This window comes from Parageobacillus thermoglucosidasius, assembly GCF_001295365.1.
Taxonomy (GTDB): domain Bacteria; phylum Bacillota; class Bacilli; order Bacillales; family Anoxybacillaceae; genus Parageobacillus; species Parageobacillus thermoglucosidasius.
In genome coordinates this window covers 380,707-403,042 of record NZ_CP012712.1, presented here as the reverse complement: position 1 = coordinate 403,042, position 22,336 = coordinate 380,707, and the positions used below count along the sequence as shown (strand labels likewise).

Below are 22,336 nucleotides of genomic sequence, written 5' to 3'. Positions count from 1 at the left end.
CACCATCGAGCGCGATGGCGGGATAGGCGCCTATTTTTAGCTTTTCAGATGAAATATCTCCTTGTCCGTTTTAAACCCCAGGTCATTATGACCTGGGGTTTAGTGTGTTTTAAGCTCTAAAGGGATGTTTACGGAGAAGGATCCACTAGGTATTATAAGTGTACGCTATTGCTCTTCTTTTTGAATGTGATGGAGAGGAGTTGGAAGTTAGAATGTCAGCAGAAAAACCCGATAAAACAAAGGTGTTGATATGCACTACATAAAGGGATGGCGGGAAGATTCCGTTCGCTAACGTAACGGGGAGAAAACGAAACATGTTTTTTCGTATACGATAAATAAAGCACACATCATATATTGACAGCGGATAAATATGGTTATATTATTACGGACATAAAAACATATTAATCCAATACGATATTACATATTTTAATAATAAGGGAGAAAGGATACCATGCCATTCAGTTATGTATCCCATTTGTACTGTCCGAAGTGTCAAAAAACATATGGCACAAATAAAAAGCATCAGCTATGTGAGTGCGGTTCGCCGCTGCTTGTCGCATACCATCTTGACGCGTTACGCGCAGACCTAAGCCGTGAAATTATTGCAAGCAGAGAGCCTAACCTATGGCGGTACCACGAATTATTACCCGTAGAAAATCCTGAACATATCGTTTCTTTAGGAGAAGGCATGACGCCGCTTGTTCCTATGCCTCGGCTTGGTAAAGACATGGATATCGAGCAGTTATATATGAAGGACGAAGGAGTAATTCCGACAGGAACCTTTAAAGCGAGAGGGGCAGCTGTTGGTATATCAAAAGCAAAAGAACTGGGAGTCAAAAAGTTGGCTATGCCGACAAATGGAAATGCAGGAGCGGCGTGGTCGCTTTATGCAGCTAGGGCAGGGATTCAAGTAACTGTTGTAATGCCAGTGGACGCTCCAACGATTACAAGGAACGAATGTGCCATCGCTGGAGCCGATCTTTACTTGGTGAACGGTTTAATCAGCGATGCAGGGGCCATAGTCAGCAAAGCAATCCAGGAGCGAAACCTGTATGACGCCTCTACGCTTAAAGAGCCTTACCGTATTGAAGGTAAGAAAACGATGGGATTGGAGATAGCGGAGCAATTCTCTTGGCAACTCCCTGATGTCATTTTATATCCGACCGGGGGAGGTGTCGGGCTGATAGGGATTTATAAGGTGCTGAAAGAATTGCAGGATCTTGGATGGGTGCAAGGAAAGATGCCAAGGCTGGTGGCTGTACAGGCGCAAAATTGCGCTCCTATTGTAAAAGCCTGGAATGAAAGGAAACGGGTATCGGAATTCTGGCCAAACTCTTCGACTGTTGCTTTCGGGATTAATGTGCCGAAAGCTTTGGGGGACTTCCTCGTATTAGATGCTCTGTATAAAACAGATGGGTGCGCGATTGCTGTAGAAGACGATGCCATCATTAATGAGCAGCGAAACGTTGCTAATCTCGAGGGGGCTTTTATTTGTCCGGAAGGGGCTGCGGCGTTTGTAGCTGCCCGCCGTCTGCGCGAGAGAGGATGGATTCGTAGGGGAGAAAGGGTTGTCGTTCTTAATACGGGAATAGGATTGAAATATACGCATACCGTGAGTATCGAGGTGCCAATCCTGCAACCAGGTGATCATTTACCTGAGAGGAAAGATTATTCTTGAAAATTTAGGGGAGGAAAGGGTTTGTAGTGTTATATGGAACTAGATGTTGCGTTAATGAAAAAAGTGATCTTCTCTTGTGGTATTATCCCCTACAGGTAAGACAGTAAAAAAGAGGACATTTGTTATGGTCTTACCCCTGTCTAACTTGATAGTGGTCACTTCAATCAACTAATATGTGCTACCTTAATTTTTTAAGGATTTTTAGATTTTAGTTTAGTTCTCGATAAAAAATATGATTGATTTTCTTGTTCAACTATCATTCATTTAATGGTGCTGCATATGGCATGAAAGTCTCCTATGGAAGAGTGAATTAACTTTCATCCTGTGACACGATAAACATGGCACGGTTGACTAACAGAGATTAGTTGAATAAGATCTGTTTTCGGATATTTTTGTCTGCGGCCTAAAAATCAACACTGAAATGTAAGGAATATTTTGGTTGAAACCAGATGAAAATGAATATATAATAAACAGTAGGTATCTTGCAATGCAAGATACATTTTCTTTCACTAACTATCTTGTATTACAAGATACATAAGGAGTTGGAAAACATGTCGCTCAGAAGCCAGCTGTTAAAAGGAGTGCTGGAAGGATGCATTTTGGCCATTATTAAAAAGGAATCTGTGTACGGTTATGAACTGTCGGTAAAGCTGCAGAAGTTTGGCCTTAATGACGTTAGTGAAGGCTCCATTTATCCGCTGTTGCTTCGGCTGCAAAAAGCAGGGCTGATTAAGGGGGAAATGCGCGATTCCCCCTCAGGACCGAAGCGAAAGTATTACCATCTGACAGAAAAAGGGGAGGAAGCGCTGCAAGACTTCATCGCTGAATGGGAGAGCATCCGCAAGCCGGTCGAGAAAATTTTGCGAGGGGGAAACATGGAATGAACGCGAAAGATTTGGTTGCGCTTAATAATGAAAAGCGTAAACAATTGAATGAACATAATCGGAACTACTACGAAAATATGCTTGTTTATATCCGTTCCCAATTATTATTATCCGAACAGCAAAGCGAAGAGTTATTGATGGAATTGCTAGATCATTTGTTAGAGGCGCAGAAGCATGGCAAAATGGCGGAAGATATATTTGGAACAGATGCAAAGGCATATTGCGATGAACTGATCCGCCAGTTGCCAAAGGAAAAAAAGAGAAATATATATGCGTTTATTGGCTATTTGGCGGTCCGCTTATTCGCTCTCGGTGTCTTGGTGACAGGTGCAGTAGAACTGGTGGCTGAATGGTTTACCGATGTGGATGATACCGTGTATCTTGGAAAAGCGTCTGTTTTGTTTGTTATTGATTTTGCTGTTATTTTGTTAGCGGTTGCTCTCGTTATGCGCTGGATTAGAAAATCTGCTTTTCATGATGATTCGAGCACCTTTGGCGGCAAGGTGAAAGAGTTTTTGGGCATTTGGTTTGCTTGCTGCCTTGTTATCGGCATGTTTGTCCTTGCCAAAAAGCTTGTCCCTGAATTTGGTTACCGCATCGAAGCGGGAGGAATGGTTCGCATCCTTTTCGGCTTGTTTGTATTCGCTGTGACATGGCAGCTCAATAAGAAGTTTCGCATTACCAAATAATGATGAGCGGTACGTCCTTTATGCATGCCAAGTTCATTTATTTGAATATCCGCATGGCGATTCGCTACAATAAGGTGGAACCATAAATTTTGCTTTCTTGTTGTTGATGCAACGGAGAGCTTAAACCGAGGTGCATATAGGATGAAAATCGAAGTTTGGTCCGATTTTGTCTGCCCATTTTGCTATATCGGAAAACGCCGGTTGGAGAAAGCGCTTGAGCAGTTTCCGCATAAAGACCAAGTCGAAGTCGTATTCCGCAGTTTTGAGCTGGATCCTGATGCGAAAAAGCATTATGATATGTCGATCCATGAAATCATTGCGAAAAAATACGGCATTTCGGTCGAAGAAGCGAAAAGGGTCAATGCCGATATTGGCAGACAAGCAGAGTCTGTCGGGCTGACGTTTCGCTTTGACACAATGAAGCCGACGAATACGTTTGACGCCCACCGCCTTGCCAAATATGCGGAAGAGAGAGGAAAACTTCCGGAAGTGGCGGAGCGGCTGTTTCAAGCCTATTTTACCGATTCGCAACAAATTAGCGACCATAACGTGCTCATCGATCTGGCTGGCGAAGCCGGTCTCGATCGGGAGGAAGCGAGACAAGTTCTCGAAAGCAGCCGTTATGGCGATGAAGTGAGAAAGGACGAGGCAGAGGCAGCCCGCTTGGGCGTCCGCGGCGTGCCGTTCTTTGTCCTGAACCGCAAATACGCGATTTCCGGCGCGCAACCGATAGAAGTGTTTATGCAGGCGCTTGAAAAAGTATGGGAAGAGGAAAAGACAACCTCGCCATTGCAGCCGCTGTCATCGGACGGAGGAGGCCAATGCACTGACGGCAGCTGCCAAGTACAATGAACGCAAAAACAACCAGACAGATCGCGAACAAAAAGGAATGGTGATTCGTGCTGCATTCATAGAGGCAGGAAAAACGCGCTTGCGTCCGATTTTAATGATAACGTTTGCGTCGGTGGCTGCCCTCATTCCGCTTGCGCTAACAGAACATCAGGAACGTTAATTTTCTCGCCGTTACGGCCATCGGTGGGCTTACTTCGTCTACATTGCTCACGCTCATCAGCACTCCGGTGATGTATAAACTGTTCTTTATGAGACAAGCGAAAGCAGAGCAGAAAGCGTAAATAATGAAAAAGGGATGTTCTCTTGGCTTTGTCGATAAGCTAAAAACTGGCGAATGACTTTGGAGGGCGAAGCGCCGTCCTCCCTTTTTATTCACATAGTTTCCTATTCTTCCCACTGTTATTGAAAACATGCACAATTTTTTGCCGGCAGTTTGAGCCTGTCATACTTCAACAAAGTGTGACAGGCTTTTTTTGATTGGTTTGTCCTATGGCACAAGCCGTTGCGAAGTTCCTCCTTTTTCATAGAGTATAACCGGAGTTTCGCTAAAAGGAGGAAAGCGAATGTTTGAGTATTCCATCGTTCAACTGGCGCGTCATTATGCACATAAATTAGACCGTCCTTTGCGTCATTTTCTGGTAAGCATATATAAACCTTTTCTGTATACTCCGTGTATCATTCATAAACAGCTCGAAAGATGGATGAAAAAGATGAAAAGAATTCCGGTCATCATTCAATTTCACGAAGAAAATGGCGTTTTTGCCCTTAAAGAAGTGGAAAAACAACATTTCCGCATGAAAATTCATCATCAATTCCGCTATATCCCTTCATGCAGTGCTGAAGTGACCCCGCAAGCATTAGAGCAAATTTTGCAGCGGCACGATGTGAAAAAAGTATACTTAAACCGAAAAGTAAGCGCGCTGTTGAATAACGCCGTTCCGTCCGCTAACGCCAAAAACGTCGCTGTAAACGGCACGGCATTAAGCGGAAAAGGAGTGACGATTGCGATTGTCGACACAGGGATTTATCCGCATCCTGATTTAGAGGGGCGGATCGCCGGATTTGTCGATTTTGTCAACGGACGTACGGAACCATACGATGATAACGGGCATGGCACCCATTGCGCCGGGGACGCCGCCGGAAACGGCTCGGTTTCTTCCGGATTGTATAGGGGGCCCGCATATGAAGCAAATGTAGTCGGAGTGAAAGTGCTCAATAAGGTGGGGGCAGGAAGGCTTGATACGATTATTCGCGGTATTGAATGGTGCATACAATACAATGAAACGAGCAAAGACGAAAAAATCGATATTATTTCATTATCGTTAGGCGGCGAATCGCAGCCATTTCCAGAAGAGAATGACGATCCGCTTGTTCAAGCGGCGGAAAAGGCATGGGACAAGGGCATTGTCGTCTGTGCGGCAGCTGGAAACGCGGGGCCGGAATATCGAACGATCTCAAGCCCGGGGATTAGCGATAAAATCATAACGGTTGGCGCTTTGGACGACCGCGATACGGCAGAGACAAGAGAAGATGATGAAATTGCCGATTTTTCGAGCCGCGGCCCTACTTACTATGGAGTGAGCAAGCCGGATATTGTCGTTCCAGGGGTCAATATCGTTTCCTTGCGTGCGCCAAAGTCTTTCCTCGATAAATATCAAAAACAAAACCGCATCGGGCAATATTATATGAGCATGTCGGGAACATCGATGGCGACGCCGATCTGTGCCGGCATTGTCGCGCTAATGCTTCAATATAAGCCGGATGCGACGCCAGATGAAATTAAAAGGGCATTAAAAGAAGGAGCAGGTTTATGGAAAGACCGGGATCCGAATATATACGGGGCGGGATATGTCGATGCGCAAAGGGCGATTGGGCTGTTGGCGAAATAAAAAAGGGAAGCTGTTATTTGCTTCCCTTTTTTTCTTCGTCGCGATTGTTGTAATCATATTTAGTAGGATCGACCGGTTTGAATCCTTTTGGTGTGTAAAAGCGTAGCAAGTCGCCATATACGACTTTATCCGAGAGGTCGAGTTTAGTACGGACGATTTGCTCCAACTGTTTGACTTCCGGAGTTTCCGGAATTGGTTCGCCCGTTTTTGAATCGTAATATTTTCCATTGACTGCTGTAACGGTCGGAGTGACAAAATCACCGTTACGGAACGGCACGATTTCTTGATGTTCTGGCGACAACAAGTCTGTACCGAAGTGAACATAGTTTTTCGTGTCGATTCCCAATAAGTGAAGAACCGTTGGCAATAAATCAATTTGCCCGCCGTATTGATGCATGATTCCGCCCTTGACGCCAGGGACGCGGATGAATAGAGGCACCCGCTGCAATTGCGCGTGTTCAAACGGCGTAATTTCTTTTCCTAGCACTTGTGACATCGCTTTATTGTGATTTTCAGAGATTCCGTAATGGTCGCCATATAAAATGATGACAGAACGGTCATATAAGCCGGATTTTTTCAGATAATCAAAGAACTCTTTTAACGATTCATCCAAATAGCGGGCCGTTTGGAAATAACGGTCGACCGAGCCATCGCCTGTATTCGCGGGTTCGATCGTGGCATCTTCTTCGCTTATTGGATAAGGGAAATGGTTCGACAGCGTAATAAATTTTACATAGAACGGCTCTCTTAACGATTCTAGCAACGGAATCGACTCTCTAAAGAACGGTTTATCCTTTAATCCGTAGTTAAGCACATTTTCATCGCTCATGTCATAGTAGCTTGCGTCAAAGAAATGGTCGAAACCAAACGATTTATAAATTTCGTCGCGGTTCCAGAACGTTTTATAGTTGCCGTGGAATACGGCCGTCGTATATCCGTGCTGGTGCAGAAGCGCCGGTGCGGCATGGTAGGTGTTTTGCCCTTTTGTCGTAAACACCGCTCCTTGCGGCAACCCAAACAACGAGTTTTCTAACATAAATTCAGCGTCCGACGTTTTTCCTTGTCCGGTTTGATGGAAAAAGTTATCAAAGTAAAACGTATTAGGATCGCGCACAAGCGAGTTTAAAAATGGCGTTACCTCTTGGCCATGCAATTTATAGTTAATCAAAAAGTTTTGGAACGATTCCAGATGAATGTAAATGACATTCATTCCTTTGGCAACGCCGAAATACTGCGGATTTGGTTTCGCATACGTTGCTTGCACATGGTTTAAAACCGTCGTAATATCGCTTTTATTCGCAAAAGCGCGCTGTGTCGATGATTTCATGCTTTGCACGGCGTCATAAATCAAATAGTTGTAAACGCCTAAATATTTCACAATATAATTGCGGTCAAACGTTCTTGTCAGCAATTGCGGACGGTCCATTTCCGCCAATGCAAGGTTCACGCTGAAAATAAGCGCGGCAATGGCGAACACGATGCTTTTTTTATAACGCCCGACTTGGACTGCCGGCAGCGAAAAACGTTTGGAAGTGACAATGGCAATTAAGATCACCGTATCTAAAAAGTAGAAAATATCGTACCATTTGATTAATTCCCAAATGCTGCTGCCCAAATCCCCAAAGTTTTTCGTTTGCGTTAGCGTCGGAAGCGTAATAAAATCGCTAAAAAATCGGTAGTACACGATGTTGGCGTATAAAATAAACGATAAAACGAAATTAATGATAATAAGCCATGTATATGTCCGCTTTCCTTTCGCTAATAATGCCAATCCGAAAAAGAAAACCGCCGAACTAACCGGGTTGATAAATAATAGAAATTCCTGCATGGAATTGCTTATGCCTAAATGAAATTCAGCTTGATAAGCGGCATATGTTTTCATCCAGAACAAAAATATGGCAAAAATAAAAAAACTGATATATTGATCAGGGAGAGAACGGTATTTTTCTAACAGCTTTCCGCCAATCCTCTTCACGTCCTCTTCGCCTCCTTATCCGTTATTCAAGTAACTATGAATATATGAACAACAGCTGCACAAAGGAAGTGCAGCATGAAAAACGTGAAACCATCACTTTATGTTGAAAAATCTTTACGTCAAGTAGCATAATATCTATTTTATATAAAGTCAAATGGAATGTTTTTAACATATTTCCAATCAATTTGCCTTTTCCCGCTGCCGCCCCCTTTCTCTTTTGAACAAGCACTTCTCTCTGCTGTATATAGACGAAAAAGAAAGATAAATAGTTTCATAATTTATGTAAAAAATTTTTTATGTGGGGATATATGGATGGTTGCACCTTTTACTCATTTTATTAAGCGAATCGTCCATTATGATTCAAAATTTAGTGTACCAAACTTCTCTCTTTTTTTGGTATATTTTTTCTATGCTTGATGAAGAACTAAAGAAAACGGATAAAAAGTGAGGGAAGGATGCCGGGATGAAAAAGGCACGAAAATATTATTTAGACCCTCCGAAAGTGTTAGTAGCTGGATTTGCCGTGATTATTTTGGTCGGCACAGCGCTGTTAATGCTGCCGATTGCGACAAATGACGGAAAAGGCCTTCCTTTTTTAGACGCGTTGTTTACGGCAACGTCGGCGACGTGTGTAACGGGGCTGGTGGTAGTGGATACGGGAACGGCGTTTACATTGTTCGGGCAGCTTGTGATTTTGGCGCTGATTCAAGTTGGCGGACTTGGATTTATGACATTTGCGACACTTTTTGCGTTTTTGCTTGGAAAACGAATTTCTTTAAAAGAACGGTTATTGCTTCAAGAAGCGATGAATAATTTGACCATAGAGGGAATTGTTCGTTTAGTGAAGCGGGTATTAATTTTTACTGTTGTGATTGAGCTGATAGGCGGTTTATTGTTAGCGGTTCGTTTCTCGTTTGACATGCCGTTGTTAAAAGCTTTTTATTTTGGCATGTTTCATGCGGTCTCTAATTTTAATAACGCCGGTTTTGATTTAATGGGGAATTTCCGCAGTTTGACAGGATATGTGGAAGATCCGGTTGTCACACTTGTTATATGTGCGCTTATTACATTGGGCGGAATCGGGTTTATCGTGATGAATGAAGTATATGAATATCGGCAGACGCGCCGCTTTTCATTGCATACGAAAGTGGCGGTTGCCACAAGCGGCATATTGTTGGCGTCCAGCATTTTGCTTATTTTTTTACTTGAGTTTCACAACCCGAACACGCTTGAGCCATTATCGCCGCTTGGCAAGTTTTTGGCCACTCTTTATCAAGCGGTAACACCGAGAACAGCCGGATCGAACACGTTAAATATTTCTGATTTAACGCAACCGACATTGTTTTTGATCATCTTTCTTATGTTTGTTGGCGCCTCTCCCGGTTCAACCGGCGGCGGCATCAAGACAACCACTTTTGCGATATTGTTGGGAGCGGTTTGGTCGCAAATAAGAGGAAAAGAAGATGTAGTCTTTTTTAAAAAACGGATTATGTATGATACGATTTATAAATCGCTGACCGTGACGATCAGCGGATTGTTCATCGTCATATTTGTAACGATGTTGCTCACTATTACGGAACAGGGAAAAGATTTTTTAATGATTTTATTTGAAGCAACGTCGGCGTTTAGCACGGTAGGATTATCGATGGGACTGACACCGGAGCTGTCTCCATTCGGAAAAGTGATCATTATGTGCACGATGTTTGCCGGAAGGGTCGGGCCATTAACGATCGCTTACGCTGTAACGTTGCATCGCAAGCCAGATCCGTTCCGTTATCCGAAAGGGAAAATTATGATTGGCTAAACGGAAAGCAGAAAATAAGCAAAAACATGCGAAAAAAAGAAAAAGAAACAAGAAAAAGCGGTAAAATAAGCAAAATTCCCTTGAATCCCTTTTTGTTGCCCCTTTACAGGAACGAAAAAGAGGAGTAACATAGCAGCTATCATTGAATAATCATATAGGAAAAATCGCTGAATCCTTAATGGAGCGGGGGAACCAATTTAGTAACGCGCATGTGCGTTACTTGGGGTGAATCCGATGAGGAAGGGCTACCTCTCCATGCCCTAACCCGACAGCTAACCTCGTAAGCGTTTTGGGGGGATGTAAAGTAAAGGGAAACATTTGCCTAATGCAGCCGTTGAGTGCATCCTCAACGGTTTTTTTCATTTTGTAATGATCATGAATGAACAAAGAAAACGAATTAAAGGATGACAGAGAAGAGGGGGAAAAGCGGATGGCTTCTTTGAAGCGTTTGCTTATAGGTTCGCCGATGGAAACTAAACGGCTGCAACACGAAAAACTACCAAAATGGAAGGCTTTAGCGGTGTTTTCATCCGATGCGCTTTCATCGGTCGCGTATGCAACAGAAGAAATTTTATTGGTATTAATGTTGTTAGGAACGAGCGTGTTCTTTTATTCGCTGCCGATTGCGGTTGCCATCTTAGTGTTGCTGCTGCTTGTTACGTTGTCCTATCGGCAAATTATTTACGCTTTTCCGTCTGGCGGCGGAGCGTATGTGGTTGCGAGAGATCATTTGAACACGACGACTAGCCTCGTTGCCGGCGCGGCATTAATGATTGACTATGTTCTTACTGTGGCAGTCAGCATTAGCTCTGGCGTAGCCGCATTAACTTCCGCTTTTCCGGGGTTGCTGCCGTGGAAGGTGGAAATCGCGGTTGCCCTTGTATTGCTGCTCATGATTCTAAACTTGCGTGGAATTACCGAGTCGGCAACGGTATTTGCTTATCCAACGTACTTGTTTATTATTTCCGTGTTAGTGCTTATTGTTGCCGGGGGATGGCAGCTATGGCATGAAGGGTGGCATGGATTTAATTACAAAGAGCACGCTTCTGCGGCACACTTTTTTGCCTCAGGGTATAGCATGTTTATTTTATTGAGGGCGTTTGCGTCCGGATGTTCGGCAATGACAGGAATAGAAGCGATTAGCAACGGTGTCCCGGCATTCAAGCCGGACAGCTCAAAAAACGCGGCGATTACGATGGGATGGATGTCTCTTTTATTAGGCACGATGTTTTTAGGAATTACCGTGTTGGCGGCGGGATTCGGCGTGACGCCAGTGGAACATAAGACAGTCATTTCCCAAATTGGCCATCATGTGTTCGGGAATAGCATCTTCTTTTACCTGTTTCAAATGATTACGATGTTCATTTTAGTGCTGGCTGCCAATACGAGCTTTGCCGGGTTTCCGCAGCTCGCTTCCATTATCGCCAACGACCGGTTTTTGCCGAGAAGCTTATCGGCGCGCGGTGACCGTCTTGTATTTTCCAATGGGATCATTCTTTTAAGCATATTGGCGATCGTGCTCATTGTCGCGTTTCACGGTGAAACTCATTCCCTTATCCCGCTGTATGCGGTAGGCGTATTTCTTTCGTTCACGATCGGCCAAAGCGGATTGTTAAAGAAAATATGGAAAGAGAAAGAAAAGCGGAATATAACGACATTAGTGATCGTGATGACAGGAATGACGGTAACGGGGCTGGTCACTGTTATTACGGTGGTGGCGAAATTTACGCAAGGGGCATGGTTAGTCATTGTCGCGATTCCATCGTTAGTATGGCTGTTTTACCGCATTCACGACCATTATGTAAAGTTAGGAGAACAGTTAAAGCTGGACGAGCAAGAATGGACGCGGCGTGAAAAAATGTTAAAGCCAAAAGTGATCATTCCGATTTCCGGGGTAAGTAAAGTAGTCGCACAGTCGGTGCAGTACGCGCGCAGCATTTCTAACGATATCACAGCAGTCTCGGTGATTTTTTACGAGGAGGAGGAACAAAAGTTAAGAGCAAAATGGGAAAAATTTTATCCTGATATTCCATTGCGGGTAATTTATTCCCCTTACCGCACCATTCTTTCGCCAATATTAGACTATATTAATGAAGTGGAAAAACAAGCAAACAGTTCACCGATAACGATCTTAATGCCGCAATTCGTCGTCAAAAAATGGTGGCATGCGCTCTTGCATAATCAAACGGCGGTTGTTTTGCGCTTTTTCTTGATTATGAAAAAGGATATTGTTATCGCGACGTTGCCATATCATTTAAAAGAATAATGTGTCGATAAAGGCGGAAATATTTCCCCGGAAATCGATGCATGTCGAATGTGCAAAAAAGTTCCCTCTGCGTGAATGATTGCATATAGTAACGCAGGAGGAACGAACAATGTGGAAATATATATCGATGATCATGTTAGCCTTTGTCGTCAGTATGGACAGTTTAAGCGTTGGGGTGACATACGGAATCAGGAAAATTCAATTTCCGCTTCGCTCCAAGCTGGTCATCGCCTGCATGTCCGGCGCGATGTTGTTGTTATCCATGTGTGTCGGCAGTGTGTTTCTGCTGTTCTTGCCGGGGCAGGCGGAACGGTGGCTGGCTTCCGCCATTTTAATTGCGCTTGGCATTTGGGCGATTTACAATGTGGTCAAAAAAGAAACGGATAAGGAGGAAAAGATGGAACCGCTGGCGCCTCCGCCCCGCATAAAAGCATGGAGGTTTCAATTGAAACGGTTTGGCATCGTTGTTCAAGTGTTAAAATGCCCGGCGATGGGGGATTTGGACAGTTCAGGAAGCATTAGCATGAAAGAGGCGATGCTGATTGGGTTTGCGCTGTCGATGGATGCGTTTGGCGCGGGGATCAGTGCCTCGTTTTTAAAGTATCCGCCATTGCTGCTTGCCTTATTGGTATGCACATTAAATATCATTTTTATTGGTTTAGGGTTAAAAGCGGGAAATCTGCTCTCCAAGATAAAGGCAGTAAGAAAGGTAACAGTCATCCCAGGCACGATTTTAATCTGCCTCGGCATCATGAAAATATTTTTTTAGACTATCATCCTAAAGGCAATGACCTTTAGGATATTTATGTTGAATCTTTTCGGCCGTTGTATTCGTAGCTATTCATAGAAACGATATTTCCATGGGGAGAGATGAACGAATGTGGAAAAAGCTGTTGTCTAAACTTGGAGTTGGAGCCGCGAAAGTAGACCTTGTGCTTCATCATCCGCGTGTCCGCGTTGGCGAGCAATTGAAAGGAGAGTTTCTCATTGAAGGAGGGACGGTGGAGCAGCACATCCGCAAATTAGAGGTGGAATTGCAGCTTATGGTGCAAGCGGATGGGAAAGCATACCGGCGCACGGTTGCCGTCATTCCAGTTTCTTCTTCATTTACGATCCAGCCAGGCGAAAGAAAGGCATTGCCGTTTTCGTATGTGCTTCCATTGCATTTGCCAATTACTCGGCCCCGCGTGCGCTACGCGTTTGTAACACGTTTAGATATTGCGGACGGGGTCGATGCTTTTGATCAAGACGCGATCGATATTCTTCCTCCGCTGCCGCTTGAGAAACTGTTTCATGCATTAGGAAATATTGGCTTCCGTGAAAAACCTTCTTCAGGGAAAATAACTGCATATGGCCAAGAATTTGCGTTTTTCCCGACGAAAGAGTGGATGGGAGTTGTGGAAGAAGTAGAATTTTCTGCGCAAATTGAAGAAAATGGAATCCGGTTATATTTGGAAGTGGATGTGCGGAGTGGGTTTGGCGGCTTTCATGAAACGGAACTGAAACGGGAAATATTCTTCAGTAATGAGGAAATAGAGAATGTGGAAGAAATGTCGGGAAAATTGCGCGCGGTGATAGGAGAAATGATACAACAGCCTCGTTCTTACGTTGGCCCGTCGCATGTTCCATATTCCTCTTATCCTTCGCAGCATGTCTCCCATCATCATGGCGGACACGGCATGATGGGAGCAATCGGAGGATTTGCGGCAGGAATGCTGGCAGGCATGGTGGCGGAGGAATTGCTCGAGGATGTCGTTGAGGACGCATTGGATGATGGCATAGAAGATGTGATGGACGATATAGGCGATTGGTTCGATGGCGGAGATGATATTTTATAAAAGAGGCTGGCTGGTTGTTTGAATACAAACGAAATTCGGACGCTTTCTTCCCTTTTGCTTCCAGAATCAGCTGGCTGATTGTTTGAATACAAATGAAATACCATATACCGTTTTCCTCTTTGTATACGTGAAGGGTGTTCCTCCCATTTTGGGACACCCTCTTTTTATTCATTGGCTTTCAACGGTGGTTTCTGTCTGAACATGCAACAAATATAAAAAATGAAGAAAATTTTTTATTTTTGCGGATGCGGTTTTCCACCTTTTTGATAGAATAAAGACATAAAAAAGAGTGATTAAATGAAATGGGAAAGAAACGCCCCATGCTCTTGTGAAAGCGGGAAAAAAGATAAAGATTGCTGAGGCGGTGATGGGCAAACCATTCACATGCTCTATTATTGTATGCGGCCGGGGAAATGCGCATTGGAAAAGAACGAAATCAACAGGAGTTAGATCATCACATCAATAGAAGCGGTGCGCGAGTTTTTGAAGCGGTGGCAAACAAAACATATGATCGCCAAGAAATTCGCGCTATCGCCGAAAAAATGATCGCTGGTTTGCTGGTTGATATGCCGGTTGCTGTACTGGCAACAAGGAATTTTTCGGCTTTGAAAAGGAGGGACAGGCGATTCGCATACGGCTGGGAATATTAGGGGCAGACGACTCGTTAGCCATTATTCAAAATGTTACAAATGAATATAAAGAGCTGCATTGCATACCAGTTATATATTGGGATGAAGAGGAAATCATCGATTTCATTCGTCCGTATATGCATCAAGTGGATATGTGGCTTTTTTCTGGACAAGTTCCTTATTCTATTGTAAAGGAATGGGGAGAAATCGATTGCCCCATGTTTTATGTTCCGCACACAGGGGCAAGTTTGTACCGGACGCTGCTGCGTATTTATTATGAGCGGCAAATTCCTGTCCAGCAATTAAGTTTTGACACGTACCATCCGTCGGAAATTGAGCGACTGCTGGAGGAAGTGGGGATTGGTGAGCGGGTTCCGTACGTGAAACATTATCAGGGCGGGATTTCCGCGGCAGCGCTGGCACAGTATCATTATGGGTTGTGGAAGCAAGGATTGACGAAAGCGGCGGTGACCTGCTTGCGGACGGCGCAGCTTGAATTAGAGAAGCTCGGCGTGCCGGTGTACCGGGTGCTGCCTGCCCGTTCTGCGGTGGAGTCGGTTGTGCAAATGATTATCCGCACCGGTGAAATGTTGCGCTTTCAAGATGCGCAAATTGCTGTTCAGATGATGGAAGTGGATTCGTTATTTGCGATCTCCAATGAAACGTTCTCGACAGATGAAATATATAAAATGGAAATGAAAGTAACGGAAAAGTTGCTGAAATACGCCAAAAAAATACAAGGATCATTGAAAATCGCCGGTCCCGGCCGGTATGTTATTTTTACGACAAGAGGAGCATTAAAGGACATTACCGATCATTATAAAATAATTCCGACGATCAAAGAATTGGAAGATATGGATCGCGAAATTGCCGCATGCGGAATCGGGGTAGGAAGAACGGCTTATGAGGCCGAAATCCACGCCGGAAAAGCGTTTCTTCATGCGAAGAAATACGGAAGAGGCACATGGATGGTCGTATTTGATGACGATACGATTGCCGGACCGCTAGGCCGTGCGGAACAAATACGCTATTCGTTTGATTGTGCGGAATTGCAAGCGATCAGCCAAAAAACGAATTTGAGCGTCGCGACGTTAAGCAAAATCAGCGCCATATTGCGGAAGCTTGGGAAAAACGAGATGAATGCTTATGAACTAGCAGCGTATATGCAAATTTTGCCGAGAAGCGCAAGGCGGATCCTTCATGAATTGGAAATGAAAGGATTAGCAGAGGTAGTCGGTGAAACGAATCCGTATCCACGCGGCCGTCCAAGAAAAGTATATCGCATTTTTTTAGGATGACGATAGCGGGCAAACCTAATTGTCCGTTATATTTTTTTGTATTTTTTTATAAATAAAATTATTTAAAGATTTAAACAATTATATTATAATTAAGGACATAACCGAAATTCATCCGTAATTATAGGAGGAAGGGAGGAATGAAATGATTAATGGAGACCGGCTTTGGAACCGCTTGTTGGAATTAGGAACCATCGGAAAGCAGCCTTCTGGAGGGATAACCCGCTTATCGTTTACAAAGGAAGAACGCGCCGCAAAGGAGAAAGTCGCTTCTTACATGAAAGAAGCAGGGCTTGCTGTATATGAAGATGCTGTTGGCAATTTAATCGGGCGCAAAGAAGGAAAAGAAAAAGACGCACCTGCCGTGCTTGTTGGGTCGCATATTGATTCAGTTTATAACGGGGGAATGTTTGACGGCCCGCTCGGGGTGCTTGCCGCTGTGGAAGTATTGCAGACGATGAACGAGCGCGGGGTGAAAACGAAGCATCCGATTGAAGTCGTTGCCTTTACGGATGAAGAAGGGGCTCGTTTTAGTTACGGAATGATCGGCAGCCGCGGGATGGCGGGAACGTTGTCGGAGGAAGAACTTGTTCATCAAGACAAATATGGGATTTCGCTTGCCGCTGCGATGGAAGAAGCGGGGCTTGACCCTGGCAAAATCGGCAAGGCGGCGCGGCGCAAAGGATCGGTGAAAGCATATGTCGAGTTGCATATCGAACAAGGGCGTGTGCTGGAACAAGCGAATCTTCCCGTCGGCATTGTCACAGGGATTGCCGGGCTCATATGGGCGAAATTAACGGTTAAAGGAAAAGCGGAACATGCCGGAGCGACGCCAATGCCCATTCGCCGCGATCCGCTTGTTGCTGCGGCACAGATTATCCAAGTCATCGAGCAAGAGGCGAAAAAAACGGGAACGACCGTTGGCACTGTCGGACAAATGCAGGTGTTCCCAGGAGGAATTAATATCATTCCGGAGCGGGTCGAATTTTCCTTAGATTTGCGGGATTTGGACGCGGCTGTGCGCGATAGCGTATTCCTGTCGATTATCGAACGGGCGAAACAAATTGGCAATGAGCGAAACGTGGACGTCGCGGTCGAATTATTGCAAAAGATGCCTCCAGTATTATGTTCCGAGCTTGTGCAAAACGCAGCGAAAGAGGCCTGCCGGCAGCTTGGTTTTGATGTTTTCACTCTTCCGAGCGGCGCTTCCCATGATGGAGTGCAGCTTGCCGGACTTTGTCCGATTGGGATGATTTTTGTCCGTTCGAAAGATGGGGTCAGCCATAGCCCGGAGGAATGGAGTTCGAAGGAAGACTGCGCGGCCGGAGCGAATGTTTTGTATCATACGGTGTTAAGTTTGGCGATGACAGCATAAATGAAAAAAAGGGGGGAAGAACACATGACCAATGAAGAGATCAAACGGCTTGTCGATGAAGTGAAAGAGGAAGTGATTGCTTGGCGCCGTCATTTGCATGCAAATCCTGAATTGTCTTTTCAGGAAGAAAAAACGGCGCAGTTTGTTTATGAGACATTGCAGTCGTTTGGAAATCTGGAGATTTCACGGCCAACCAAAACAAGCGTGATGGCGCGGCTGATCGGGCCTCAGCCGGGGAGAGTGGTGGCGATTCGCGCCGATATGGACGCGTTGCCGATTCAAGAAGAAAACACGTTTGCATTTGCTTCGAAAAATCCCGGCGTGATGCATGCGTGCGGGCATGACGGACATACGGCGATGCTTTTAGGAACGGCGAAAATTCTTTCTCAGCTGCGCGATCAAATTAAAGGGGAAATCCGTTTTCTTTTCCAGCATGCCGAAGAGTTGCATCCAGGCGGTGCAGAAGAAATGGTGCAGGCCGGTGTCATGGACGGCGTTGATGTCGTGATCGGCACTCATCTTTGGTCGCCGCTTGAGCGCGGCAAAATTGGCATTGTGTACGGACCGATGATGGCGGCCCCAGACCGCTTTTTCATCCGCATCCATGGCAAAGGCGGACACGCGGCGCTGCCGCATCAAACGATTGATGCGATTGCGGTCGGCGCCCAAGTGGTAACCAACTTGCAGTATATTGTTTCGCGCAATGTTGATCCGCTTGAACCGCTGGTCGTGTCGGTAACGCAATTTGTCGCAGGAACGACGCATAACGTCATTCCGGGAAGCGTTGAAATTCAAGGAACGGTGCGCAGTTTCGATGAGACACTGAGAAAAAGTGTGCCGAAATTAATGGAACGGATTATTAAAGGCATAACCGAAGCGCATGGCGCGACATATGAATTTGAATTTGAATACGGCTACCGTCCGGTCATTAACAATAACGAGGTTACCCGCGTGATTGAGGAAACGGTGCGCGAAGTATTTGGGGAGGAAGCGGTTGACCATATAAAGCCAAATATGGGCGGCGAAGATTTTTCCGCATTCCAGCAAAAAGCCCCGGGCAGCTTCTTCTATGTCGGTGCAGGAAACAAAGAAAAAGGCATCGTCTATCCGCATCATCATCCACGCTTTACCATCGACGAAGATGCGTTAGAAATTGGCGTGCGCCTGTTTGTCCATGCGGCGTTTAAATTATTGGCGGAAGCGTCATAAAAGCTTCCGCTTCCTACTTATTCTATTCTTTCTATGGGGGAGGAAATAACGATGAAAGGAATTCGCTGGCTGATGGTGCTTCCGTTTCTTGGCATACTTGGCGGTATTCCATTTGCCAATAAAGTAACCCCATATGTGCTTGGCATGCCGTTTATTCTCTTTTGGCTTGTTGCTTGGGTGATTATGACTTCCATCATCATGGCGGTTGTCTACCGTTTTGATCCGGACGTGCGGGAGGAGGAGCGTACATGAATGCGGCGCTAGTGATTATTTTCGCTTTTCTTTTGTTTTCCCTTTACTTAGGGGTGCAGGCGCGAAAAGGAAAAGATATGAACTTGGAACAGTGGACGGTCGGCGGCCGCGGTTTTGGCACGATCTTCGTCTTTCTCCTCATGGCCGGTGAAATTTATACGACATTTACCTTTTTGGGCGGAAGCGGATGGGCCTACGGCAAAGGCGGACCGACGTTTTACATTATCGCGTACGGCTGTTTGGCGTATGTGCTGTCATATTGGATGCTTCCGAAAGTATGGAAATATGCGAAAGAACATAAGTTGATGTCCCAGTCTGACTTTTTTGTCAGCAAGTACAACAGCCCGCTGTTAGGGGTGCTCGTTTCTCTAGTCGGTGTCATTGCGCTGATTCCGTATCTGGTGCTGCAGCTAAAGGGATTAGGCATTATCGTTTCTGAAGCCTCCTACGGCACGATTTCGTCGACGGCGGCGATTTGGATCGGCGTTCTTGCCGTTACAGTGTATGTGACGATTTCGGGTATTCATGGCTCAGCGTGGACAGCGGTAGTGAAAGATATCATGATTCTTGTTGTCGCGATCTTTTTAGGGCTTTATCTTCCATTCCATTATTACGGCGGGATTCAGCCGATGTTTGAGGCGATTGAACAAGCAAAACCGGGCTTTCTCGCTTTGCCGGACAAAGGCATGAGCGTATCTTGGTTTATTTCGACCGTACTGTTGACGGTGCTTGGCTTTTACATGTGGCCGCATACGTTCGGTTCGATTTATTCGGCGAAAAGCGCCAATGTTTTCCGGAAAAATGCGATGATTTTGCCAATTTATCAGTTAGTGCTGCTGTTTGTCTTTTTTGTCGGCTTTGCGGCGATCTTGCAAATTCCGCATTTGGAAGGTTCCGATGCCGATCTGGCATTATTGCGTTTGTCCATTCAGACGTTTGATCCTTGGGTCGTCGGGCTGATCGGTGCGGCCGGGTTGTTGACGGCGATGGTTCCAGGTTCGATGATTTTAATGACGGCGTCGACGCTGCTTGCGAAAAACGTTTATAAAGTGTTTTCTCCTTCCGCTACCGACGAGCAGGTTGCGAAACTCGCAAAATATCTCGTTCCTGTCATTGCCTTTATTTCGTTATATTTTACGTTCCGCGGCGGAAACACGATCGTTGCCTTGCTTCTGATGGGGTATAGCCTTGTGACGCAGCTGTTCCCGTCGTTTGTGCTCAGCTTGATGAAAAACAACTTTGTAACGAAACAGGGAGCGTTTGCCGGAATTATCGCTGGGGTTGCAACGGTGGCTTATATCACATTATCCGGCAGCAGCATCGGCACATTGTTTCCTTCCTTGCCGCAGGCCGTGCAAGATCTGAATGTCGGAATTATCGCATTGATTGTAAATATCGTTGTCACAGTGGTGGTGAGCTGGATTCCAACCCGTTCCGCCAGCTTCGATACGGAAAAAAGCGCGATGTAGGGAGAGCGGGCTACGGTATGTTGTCAGCATACGATGGTTGTTCGGGCTGGACATTGTATTATGAAAAGGGAAAGGAGACATGCGAGCCAAAGCATCGTGTCTCCTTTTTTTGTTTCTCATTATTTTTGGATATACCTTCTTGCACCGGCGAATTCCTCGCCATATCCTGGGGCGCGGTAATCATCAATGCGTACGGTTGTGCTCGAGTTTGGCGAGTGGATCATTTTGCCGTTGCCGATATACATGCCGACGTGGTGGATGCGTCCTTTTCCGTTATTGTACGCAAAGAAAAGAAGATCGCCAGGTTGCAGTTCGCTTTCCGGGACAGGTATACCAAATTGCGCCTGTACGGACGAATCGCGGGGAATGGTGATGCCATGCGCTTTATAAATCGTATGGGTAAAACCGGAGCAGTCAAACCCAAATCCGGATGTTCCTGCCCATAAATAAGGCAAGCCTAAAAACTGTTTTGCGGTATTTACTAAGTCTTCTCCAGTTGGTGACGGAATGTCTGCTTCCGTTCGGAAAATTTGGACATCCTCTTTTTTCAGCCATTTGGCACCATCACTCGGTGTCATCACTTTGACCGCGTTTTTTGTTGAGTGAACCACAGGAAGGCGAGTGTTAAAGCTGATTTCCATAAATTTATGGTTTCCTTTTGGATCTTTGTAAAGCCATGCAGTTGGTGAAGTGACTTGGGCAAATGGTTTCGCTTGAAATGGTGCAAATACCTTTCCTTTTGTCAGTTGGCGGATTGGCATCCAGCCGGGATATCCAAGCGGATGACGTGGAGTCGGCTGGCCATGTACGACAACTTTAGCCCAATCTCCCCGTTTTTCTAGTATCGTGACTTTCATGCCGTATAACGCTTGCGTTTCGAGATTTCCTACTAACCAAAGTTTTTCTTCGTATGTCATGCTTTTTGTCCATTTCCACATATCAACCGGGTTGGATAGTGATGGGCTGTCAATGTCTCTTGCAATGTTCGGCTCTGTCCAAAGTGTTGCGACAGAGACGTCAACATAAGCCGCTTCATCATTGTCCGTTTTGGCATTTGCTGGTAAAAGAAAGCCAAAAACCATGCAGAAGCAAAGGAATGCAGTAAGGTACCATTTCCATTTTTTCATTGCTAATCTCCTTTCTTATGGTCAATGATTGGGCATAGAAGGGACATAACCAATACCTGGTAAATAAGGAACGTTAATCTTACTTTCTTGAAAGAAAGAACGGCTGCTGTCATCGTTTATCCATAGAGGGGCATCTAAATCGACTTTTGTAATGTTCGGATGGGCCATTGCTAAATGGGCTGCTGCCAATACAGAAAGAGTTGGCTCCATCATGCTTCCGATCATGCATTCGATACCGGCCGCTTCCGCTAGACTAGCAATCTTGTAAGCTTCCCGTAGTCCGCCCGTTTTCATCAGCTTAATATTGATTAAATCAACAGCGTGATGCCGGATCAGCTCTAGTGCATCTCGCGCCGAGAATACACTTTCGTCCGCCATAATTGGTACGTTGACTCGTTCACGGATAAACTGGAGGCCTTTTATGTCATGTTTAGAAACGGGCTGTTCAATAAATTCAATCGGAAGATGAAGTTGTTCTAGCGATTGGATGATTTTCACCGCATCTTTCGCTGTCCATCCTTGATTGGCATCAATGCGAAGCGAAATGTTTGGACCTACTTCATCATAAATTCGTTCAATTCGTTCGATATCTTTTTCGGCTTCTTTTCCTACTTTAATTTTTAAAATCGAAAAACCTTTCTCTGTGACTTTTTTTGCGTCATTGACCATTTCTTCTACATTATTTACGCTAATGGTCATATCGTTGACATGATGGTTCATCTTTCCTCCGAATAATTGATAAAGCGGAATGTTTAGCAGTTTGCAAAGCGCATCGTACATAGCCATTTCTAATGCCGCTTTTGCGCTTGTATTCCCAATGCAGCTTGTTTGGATATCTTTATCGTTTTTATTGATTTCTTCAATTTCTCTACCGATGATTTTGGGGATGAGAACATTTTCTAAAATACCTATGATTCCTTGTTTTGTTTCTCCTGTGATGGCTTCGGTCGGGACGGCGGCCCCATAGCCTTCCATTCCGTTATCCAGCGTGATTTTTACGACGATGCTTTCTATTTGTGTAGCTGTCCGCAATGCCGTTTTGAAAGGTTTTATCAATGGGGTAGATTGTACGGCGATCGTTGCGTCTTTTATTTTCATAAATAAA

General features: G+C 45.1%; 18 protein-coding genes, 1 pseudogene and 1 riboswitch. Of the genes and pseudogenes, 16 read left to right on the top strand and 3 right to left on the bottom strand.

Annotated elements, in window-relative coordinates:
• The first annotated feature begins 451 nt into the window (after positions 1 to 451).
• The 6 genes and pseudogenes from AOT13_RS01935 to AOT13_RS01915 all read left to right on the top strand — a co-directional run bounded on the left by AOT13_RS01935 (position 452) and on the right by AOT13_RS01915 (position 5,992).
• Positions 452 to 1,678 carry a threonine synthase gene (locus tag AOT13_RS01935; protein WP_042384790.1) on the top strand — a complete coding sequence of 409 codons (1,227 nt, stop codon included), beginning with the start codon at positions 452 to 454 and terminating at the stop codon, positions 1,676 to 1,678.
• A gap of 551 nt (positions 1,679 to 2,229) precedes the next feature.
• The gene (locus AOT13_RS01930) at positions 2,230 to 2,562 is read left to right on the top strand and encodes a PadR family transcriptional regulator (protein WP_003247691.1); all 333 of its coding nucleotides are present in this window, start codon (positions 2,230 to 2,232) and stop codon (positions 2,560 to 2,562) included.
• Positions 2,559 to 3,251, top strand: coding sequence for a DUF1129 family protein (locus AOT13_RS01925; protein ID WP_003247692.1), 693 nt, complete (start codon positions 2,559 to 2,561; stop codon positions 3,249 to 3,251). Before AOT13_RS01930 ends, AOT13_RS01925 begins: the two co-directional genes overlap by 4 nt.
• Positions 3,252 to 3,392: 141 nt before the next feature.
• Positions 3,393 to 4,103, top strand: coding sequence for a DsbA family oxidoreductase (locus AOT13_RS01920; protein WP_003247693.1), 711 nt, complete (start codon positions 3,393 to 3,395; stop codon positions 4,101 to 4,103).
• A gap of 19 nt (positions 4,104 to 4,122) precedes the next feature.
• Positions 4,123 to 4,384, top strand: a pseudogene (locus tag AOT13_RS19295) (efflux RND transporter permease subunit); the annotation flags it as partial.
• 282 nt (positions 4,385 to 4,666) lie between these two features.
• On the top strand, positions 4,667 to 5,992 hold the full coding sequence (locus AOT13_RS01915) for a S8 family peptidase (protein ID WP_003247695.1): 1,326 nt from the start codon (positions 4,667 to 4,669) through the stop codon (positions 5,990 to 5,992).
• Positions 5,993 to 6,005: 13 nt separating this feature from the next.
• On the opposite strand, the gene ltaS is transcribed toward AOT13_RS01915, so the two are convergent.
• Positions 6,006 to 7,946 (bottom strand): lipoteichoic acid synthase, encoded by a 1,941-nt coding sequence (gene ltaS / locus AOT13_RS01910; protein WP_173662690.1) that lies wholly within the window; start codon positions 7,944 to 7,946, stop codon positions 6,006 to 6,008.
• A gap of 484 nt (positions 7,947 to 8,430) precedes the next feature.
• Between ltaS and AOT13_RS01900 the strand changes: the two genes are divergently transcribed.
• The 10 genes from AOT13_RS01900 (at position 8,431) to AOT13_RS01855 (ending at position 20,104) form a co-directional block, all read left to right on the top strand.
• Entirely contained in the window at positions 8,431 to 9,771 is a 1,341-nt protein-coding gene (locus AOT13_RS01900) for a TrkH family potassium uptake protein (RefSeq protein ID WP_003247699.1), read from the top strand.
• A gap of 155 nt (positions 9,772 to 9,926) precedes the next feature.
• Positions 9,927 to 10,073, top strand: a riboswitch (cyclic di-AMP (ydaO/yuaA leader).
• Positions 10,074 to 10,201: 128 nt separating this feature from the next.
• Positions 10,202 to 12,037 (top strand): APC family permease, encoded by a 1,836-nt coding sequence (locus AOT13_RS01895; protein WP_003247700.1) that lies wholly within the window; start codon positions 10,202 to 10,204, stop codon positions 12,035 to 12,037.
• 109 nt (positions 12,038 to 12,146) lie between these two features.
• The gene (gene ytaF / locus AOT13_RS01890; protein ID WP_003247702.1) at positions 12,147 to 12,806 is read left to right on the top strand and encodes a sporulation membrane protein YtaF; all 660 of its coding nucleotides are present in this window, start codon (positions 12,147 to 12,149) and stop codon (positions 12,804 to 12,806) included.
• Positions 12,807 to 12,915: 109 nt separating this feature from the next.
• Positions 12,916 to 13,875 carry a sporulation protein gene (locus AOT13_RS01885; protein WP_003247704.1) on the top strand — a complete coding sequence of 320 codons (960 nt, stop codon included), beginning with the start codon at positions 12,916 to 12,918 and terminating at the stop codon, positions 13,873 to 13,875.
• Positions 13,876 to 14,288: 413 nt separating this feature from the next.
• Entirely contained in the window at positions 14,289 to 14,525 is a 237-nt protein-coding gene (locus AOT13_RS01880) for a hypothetical protein (protein WP_148259566.1), read from the top strand.
• Entirely contained in the window at positions 14,501 to 15,802 is a 1,302-nt protein-coding gene (locus AOT13_RS01875) for a helix-turn-helix domain-containing protein (protein WP_013876128.1), read from the top strand. Before AOT13_RS01880 ends, AOT13_RS01875 begins: the two co-directional genes overlap by 25 nt.
• 142 nt (positions 15,803 to 15,944) lie before the next feature.
• The gene (locus AOT13_RS01870) at positions 15,945 to 17,174 is read left to right on the top strand and encodes a Zn-dependent hydrolase (protein WP_042384785.1); all 1,230 of its coding nucleotides are present in this window, start codon (positions 15,945 to 15,947) and stop codon (positions 17,172 to 17,174) included.
• A 24-nt stretch (positions 17,175 to 17,198) separates the two neighbouring features.
• A complete protein-coding gene (locus tag AOT13_RS01865) occupies positions 17,199 to 18,383 on the top strand; it encodes a M20 family metallopeptidase (protein ID WP_003247709.1) in 1,185 nt (394 codons plus the stop codon).
• 51 nt (positions 18,384 to 18,434) lie between these two features.
• A complete protein-coding gene (locus AOT13_RS01860; protein ID WP_003247710.1) occupies positions 18,435 to 18,635 on the top strand; it encodes a DUF3311 domain-containing protein in 201 nt (66 codons plus the stop codon).
• Complete coding sequence (locus AOT13_RS01855) at positions 18,632 to 20,104, top strand: sodium:solute symporter family protein (protein WP_003247712.1); 1,473 nt, start codon at positions 18,632 to 18,634, stop codon at positions 20,102 to 20,104. Before AOT13_RS01860 ends, AOT13_RS01855 begins: the two co-directional genes overlap by 4 nt.
• Before the next feature lie 119 nt (positions 20,105 to 20,223).
• Here AOT13_RS01855 and AOT13_RS01850 read toward each other — a convergent pair whose 3' ends face one another.
• On the bottom strand, positions 20,224 to 21,231 hold the full coding sequence (locus AOT13_RS01850) for a C40 family peptidase (RefSeq protein WP_042384782.1): 1,008 nt from the start codon (positions 21,229 to 21,231) through the stop codon (positions 20,224 to 20,226).
• Between the two features lie 21 nt (positions 21,232 to 21,252).
• Entirely contained in the window at positions 21,253 to 22,329 is a 1,077-nt protein-coding gene (locus AOT13_RS01845; protein WP_042384779.1) for a dipeptide epimerase, read from the bottom strand.
• Positions 22,330 to 22,336: the final 7 nt, after the last annotated feature.

Excerpts from the sequence above, each read along its gene's own strand:
- AOT13_RS01935 (WP_042384790.1), top strand. The coding sequence starts at position 452 with ATGCCATTCAGTTATGTATCCCATTTGTACTGTCCGAAGTGTCAAAAA.
- AOT13_RS01930 (WP_003247691.1), top strand. The coding sequence starts at position 2,230 with ATGTCGCTCAGAAGCCAGCTGTTAAAAGGAGTGCTGGAAGGATGCATT.
- AOT13_RS01925 (WP_003247692.1), top strand. The coding sequence starts at position 2,559 with ATGAACGCGAAAGATTTGGTTGCGCTTAATAATGAAAAGCGTAAACAA.
- AOT13_RS01920 (WP_003247693.1), top strand. The coding sequence starts at position 3,393 with ATGAAAATCGAAGTTTGGTCCGATTTTGTCTGCCCATTTTGCTATATC.
- AOT13_RS01915 (WP_003247695.1), top strand. The coding sequence starts at position 4,667 with ATGTTTGAGTATTCCATCGTTCAACTGGCGCGTCATTATGCACATAAA.
- AOT13_RS01900 (WP_003247699.1), top strand. The coding sequence starts at position 8,431 with ATGAAAAAGGCACGAAAATATTATTTAGACCCTCCGAAAGTGTTAGTA.
- AOT13_RS01895 (WP_003247700.1), top strand. The coding sequence starts at position 10,202 with ATGGCTTCTTTGAAGCGTTTGCTTATAGGTTCGCCGATGGAAACTAAA.
- ytaF (WP_003247702.1), top strand. The coding sequence starts at position 12,147 with ATGTGGAAATATATATCGATGATCATGTTAGCCTTTGTCGTCAGTATG.
- AOT13_RS01885 (WP_003247704.1), top strand. The coding sequence starts at position 12,916 with ATGTGGAAAAAGCTGTTGTCTAAACTTGGAGTTGGAGCCGCGAAAGTA.
- AOT13_RS01880 (WP_148259566.1), top strand. The coding sequence starts at position 14,289 with ATGCGCATTGGAAAAGAACGAAATCAACAGGAGTTAGATCATCACATC.
- AOT13_RS01870 (WP_042384785.1), top strand. The coding sequence starts at position 15,945 with ATGATTAATGGAGACCGGCTTTGGAACCGCTTGTTGGAATTAGGAACC.
- AOT13_RS01865 (WP_003247709.1), top strand. The coding sequence starts at position 17,199 with ATGACCAATGAAGAGATCAAACGGCTTGTCGATGAAGTGAAAGAGGAA.
- AOT13_RS01860 (WP_003247710.1), top strand. The coding sequence starts at position 18,435 with ATGAAAGGAATTCGCTGGCTGATGGTGCTTCCGTTTCTTGGCATACTT.
- AOT13_RS01855 (WP_003247712.1), top strand. The coding sequence starts at position 18,632 with ATGAATGCGGCGCTAGTGATTATTTTCGCTTTTCTTTTGTTTTCCCTT.
- AOT13_RS01850 (WP_042384782.1), bottom strand. The coding sequence starts at position 21,231 with ATGAAAAAATGGAAATGGTACCTTACTGCATTCCTTTGCTTCTGCATG.
- AOT13_RS01845 (WP_042384779.1), bottom strand. The coding sequence starts at position 22,329 with ATGAAAATAAAAGACGCAACGATCGCCGTACAATCTACCCCATTGATA.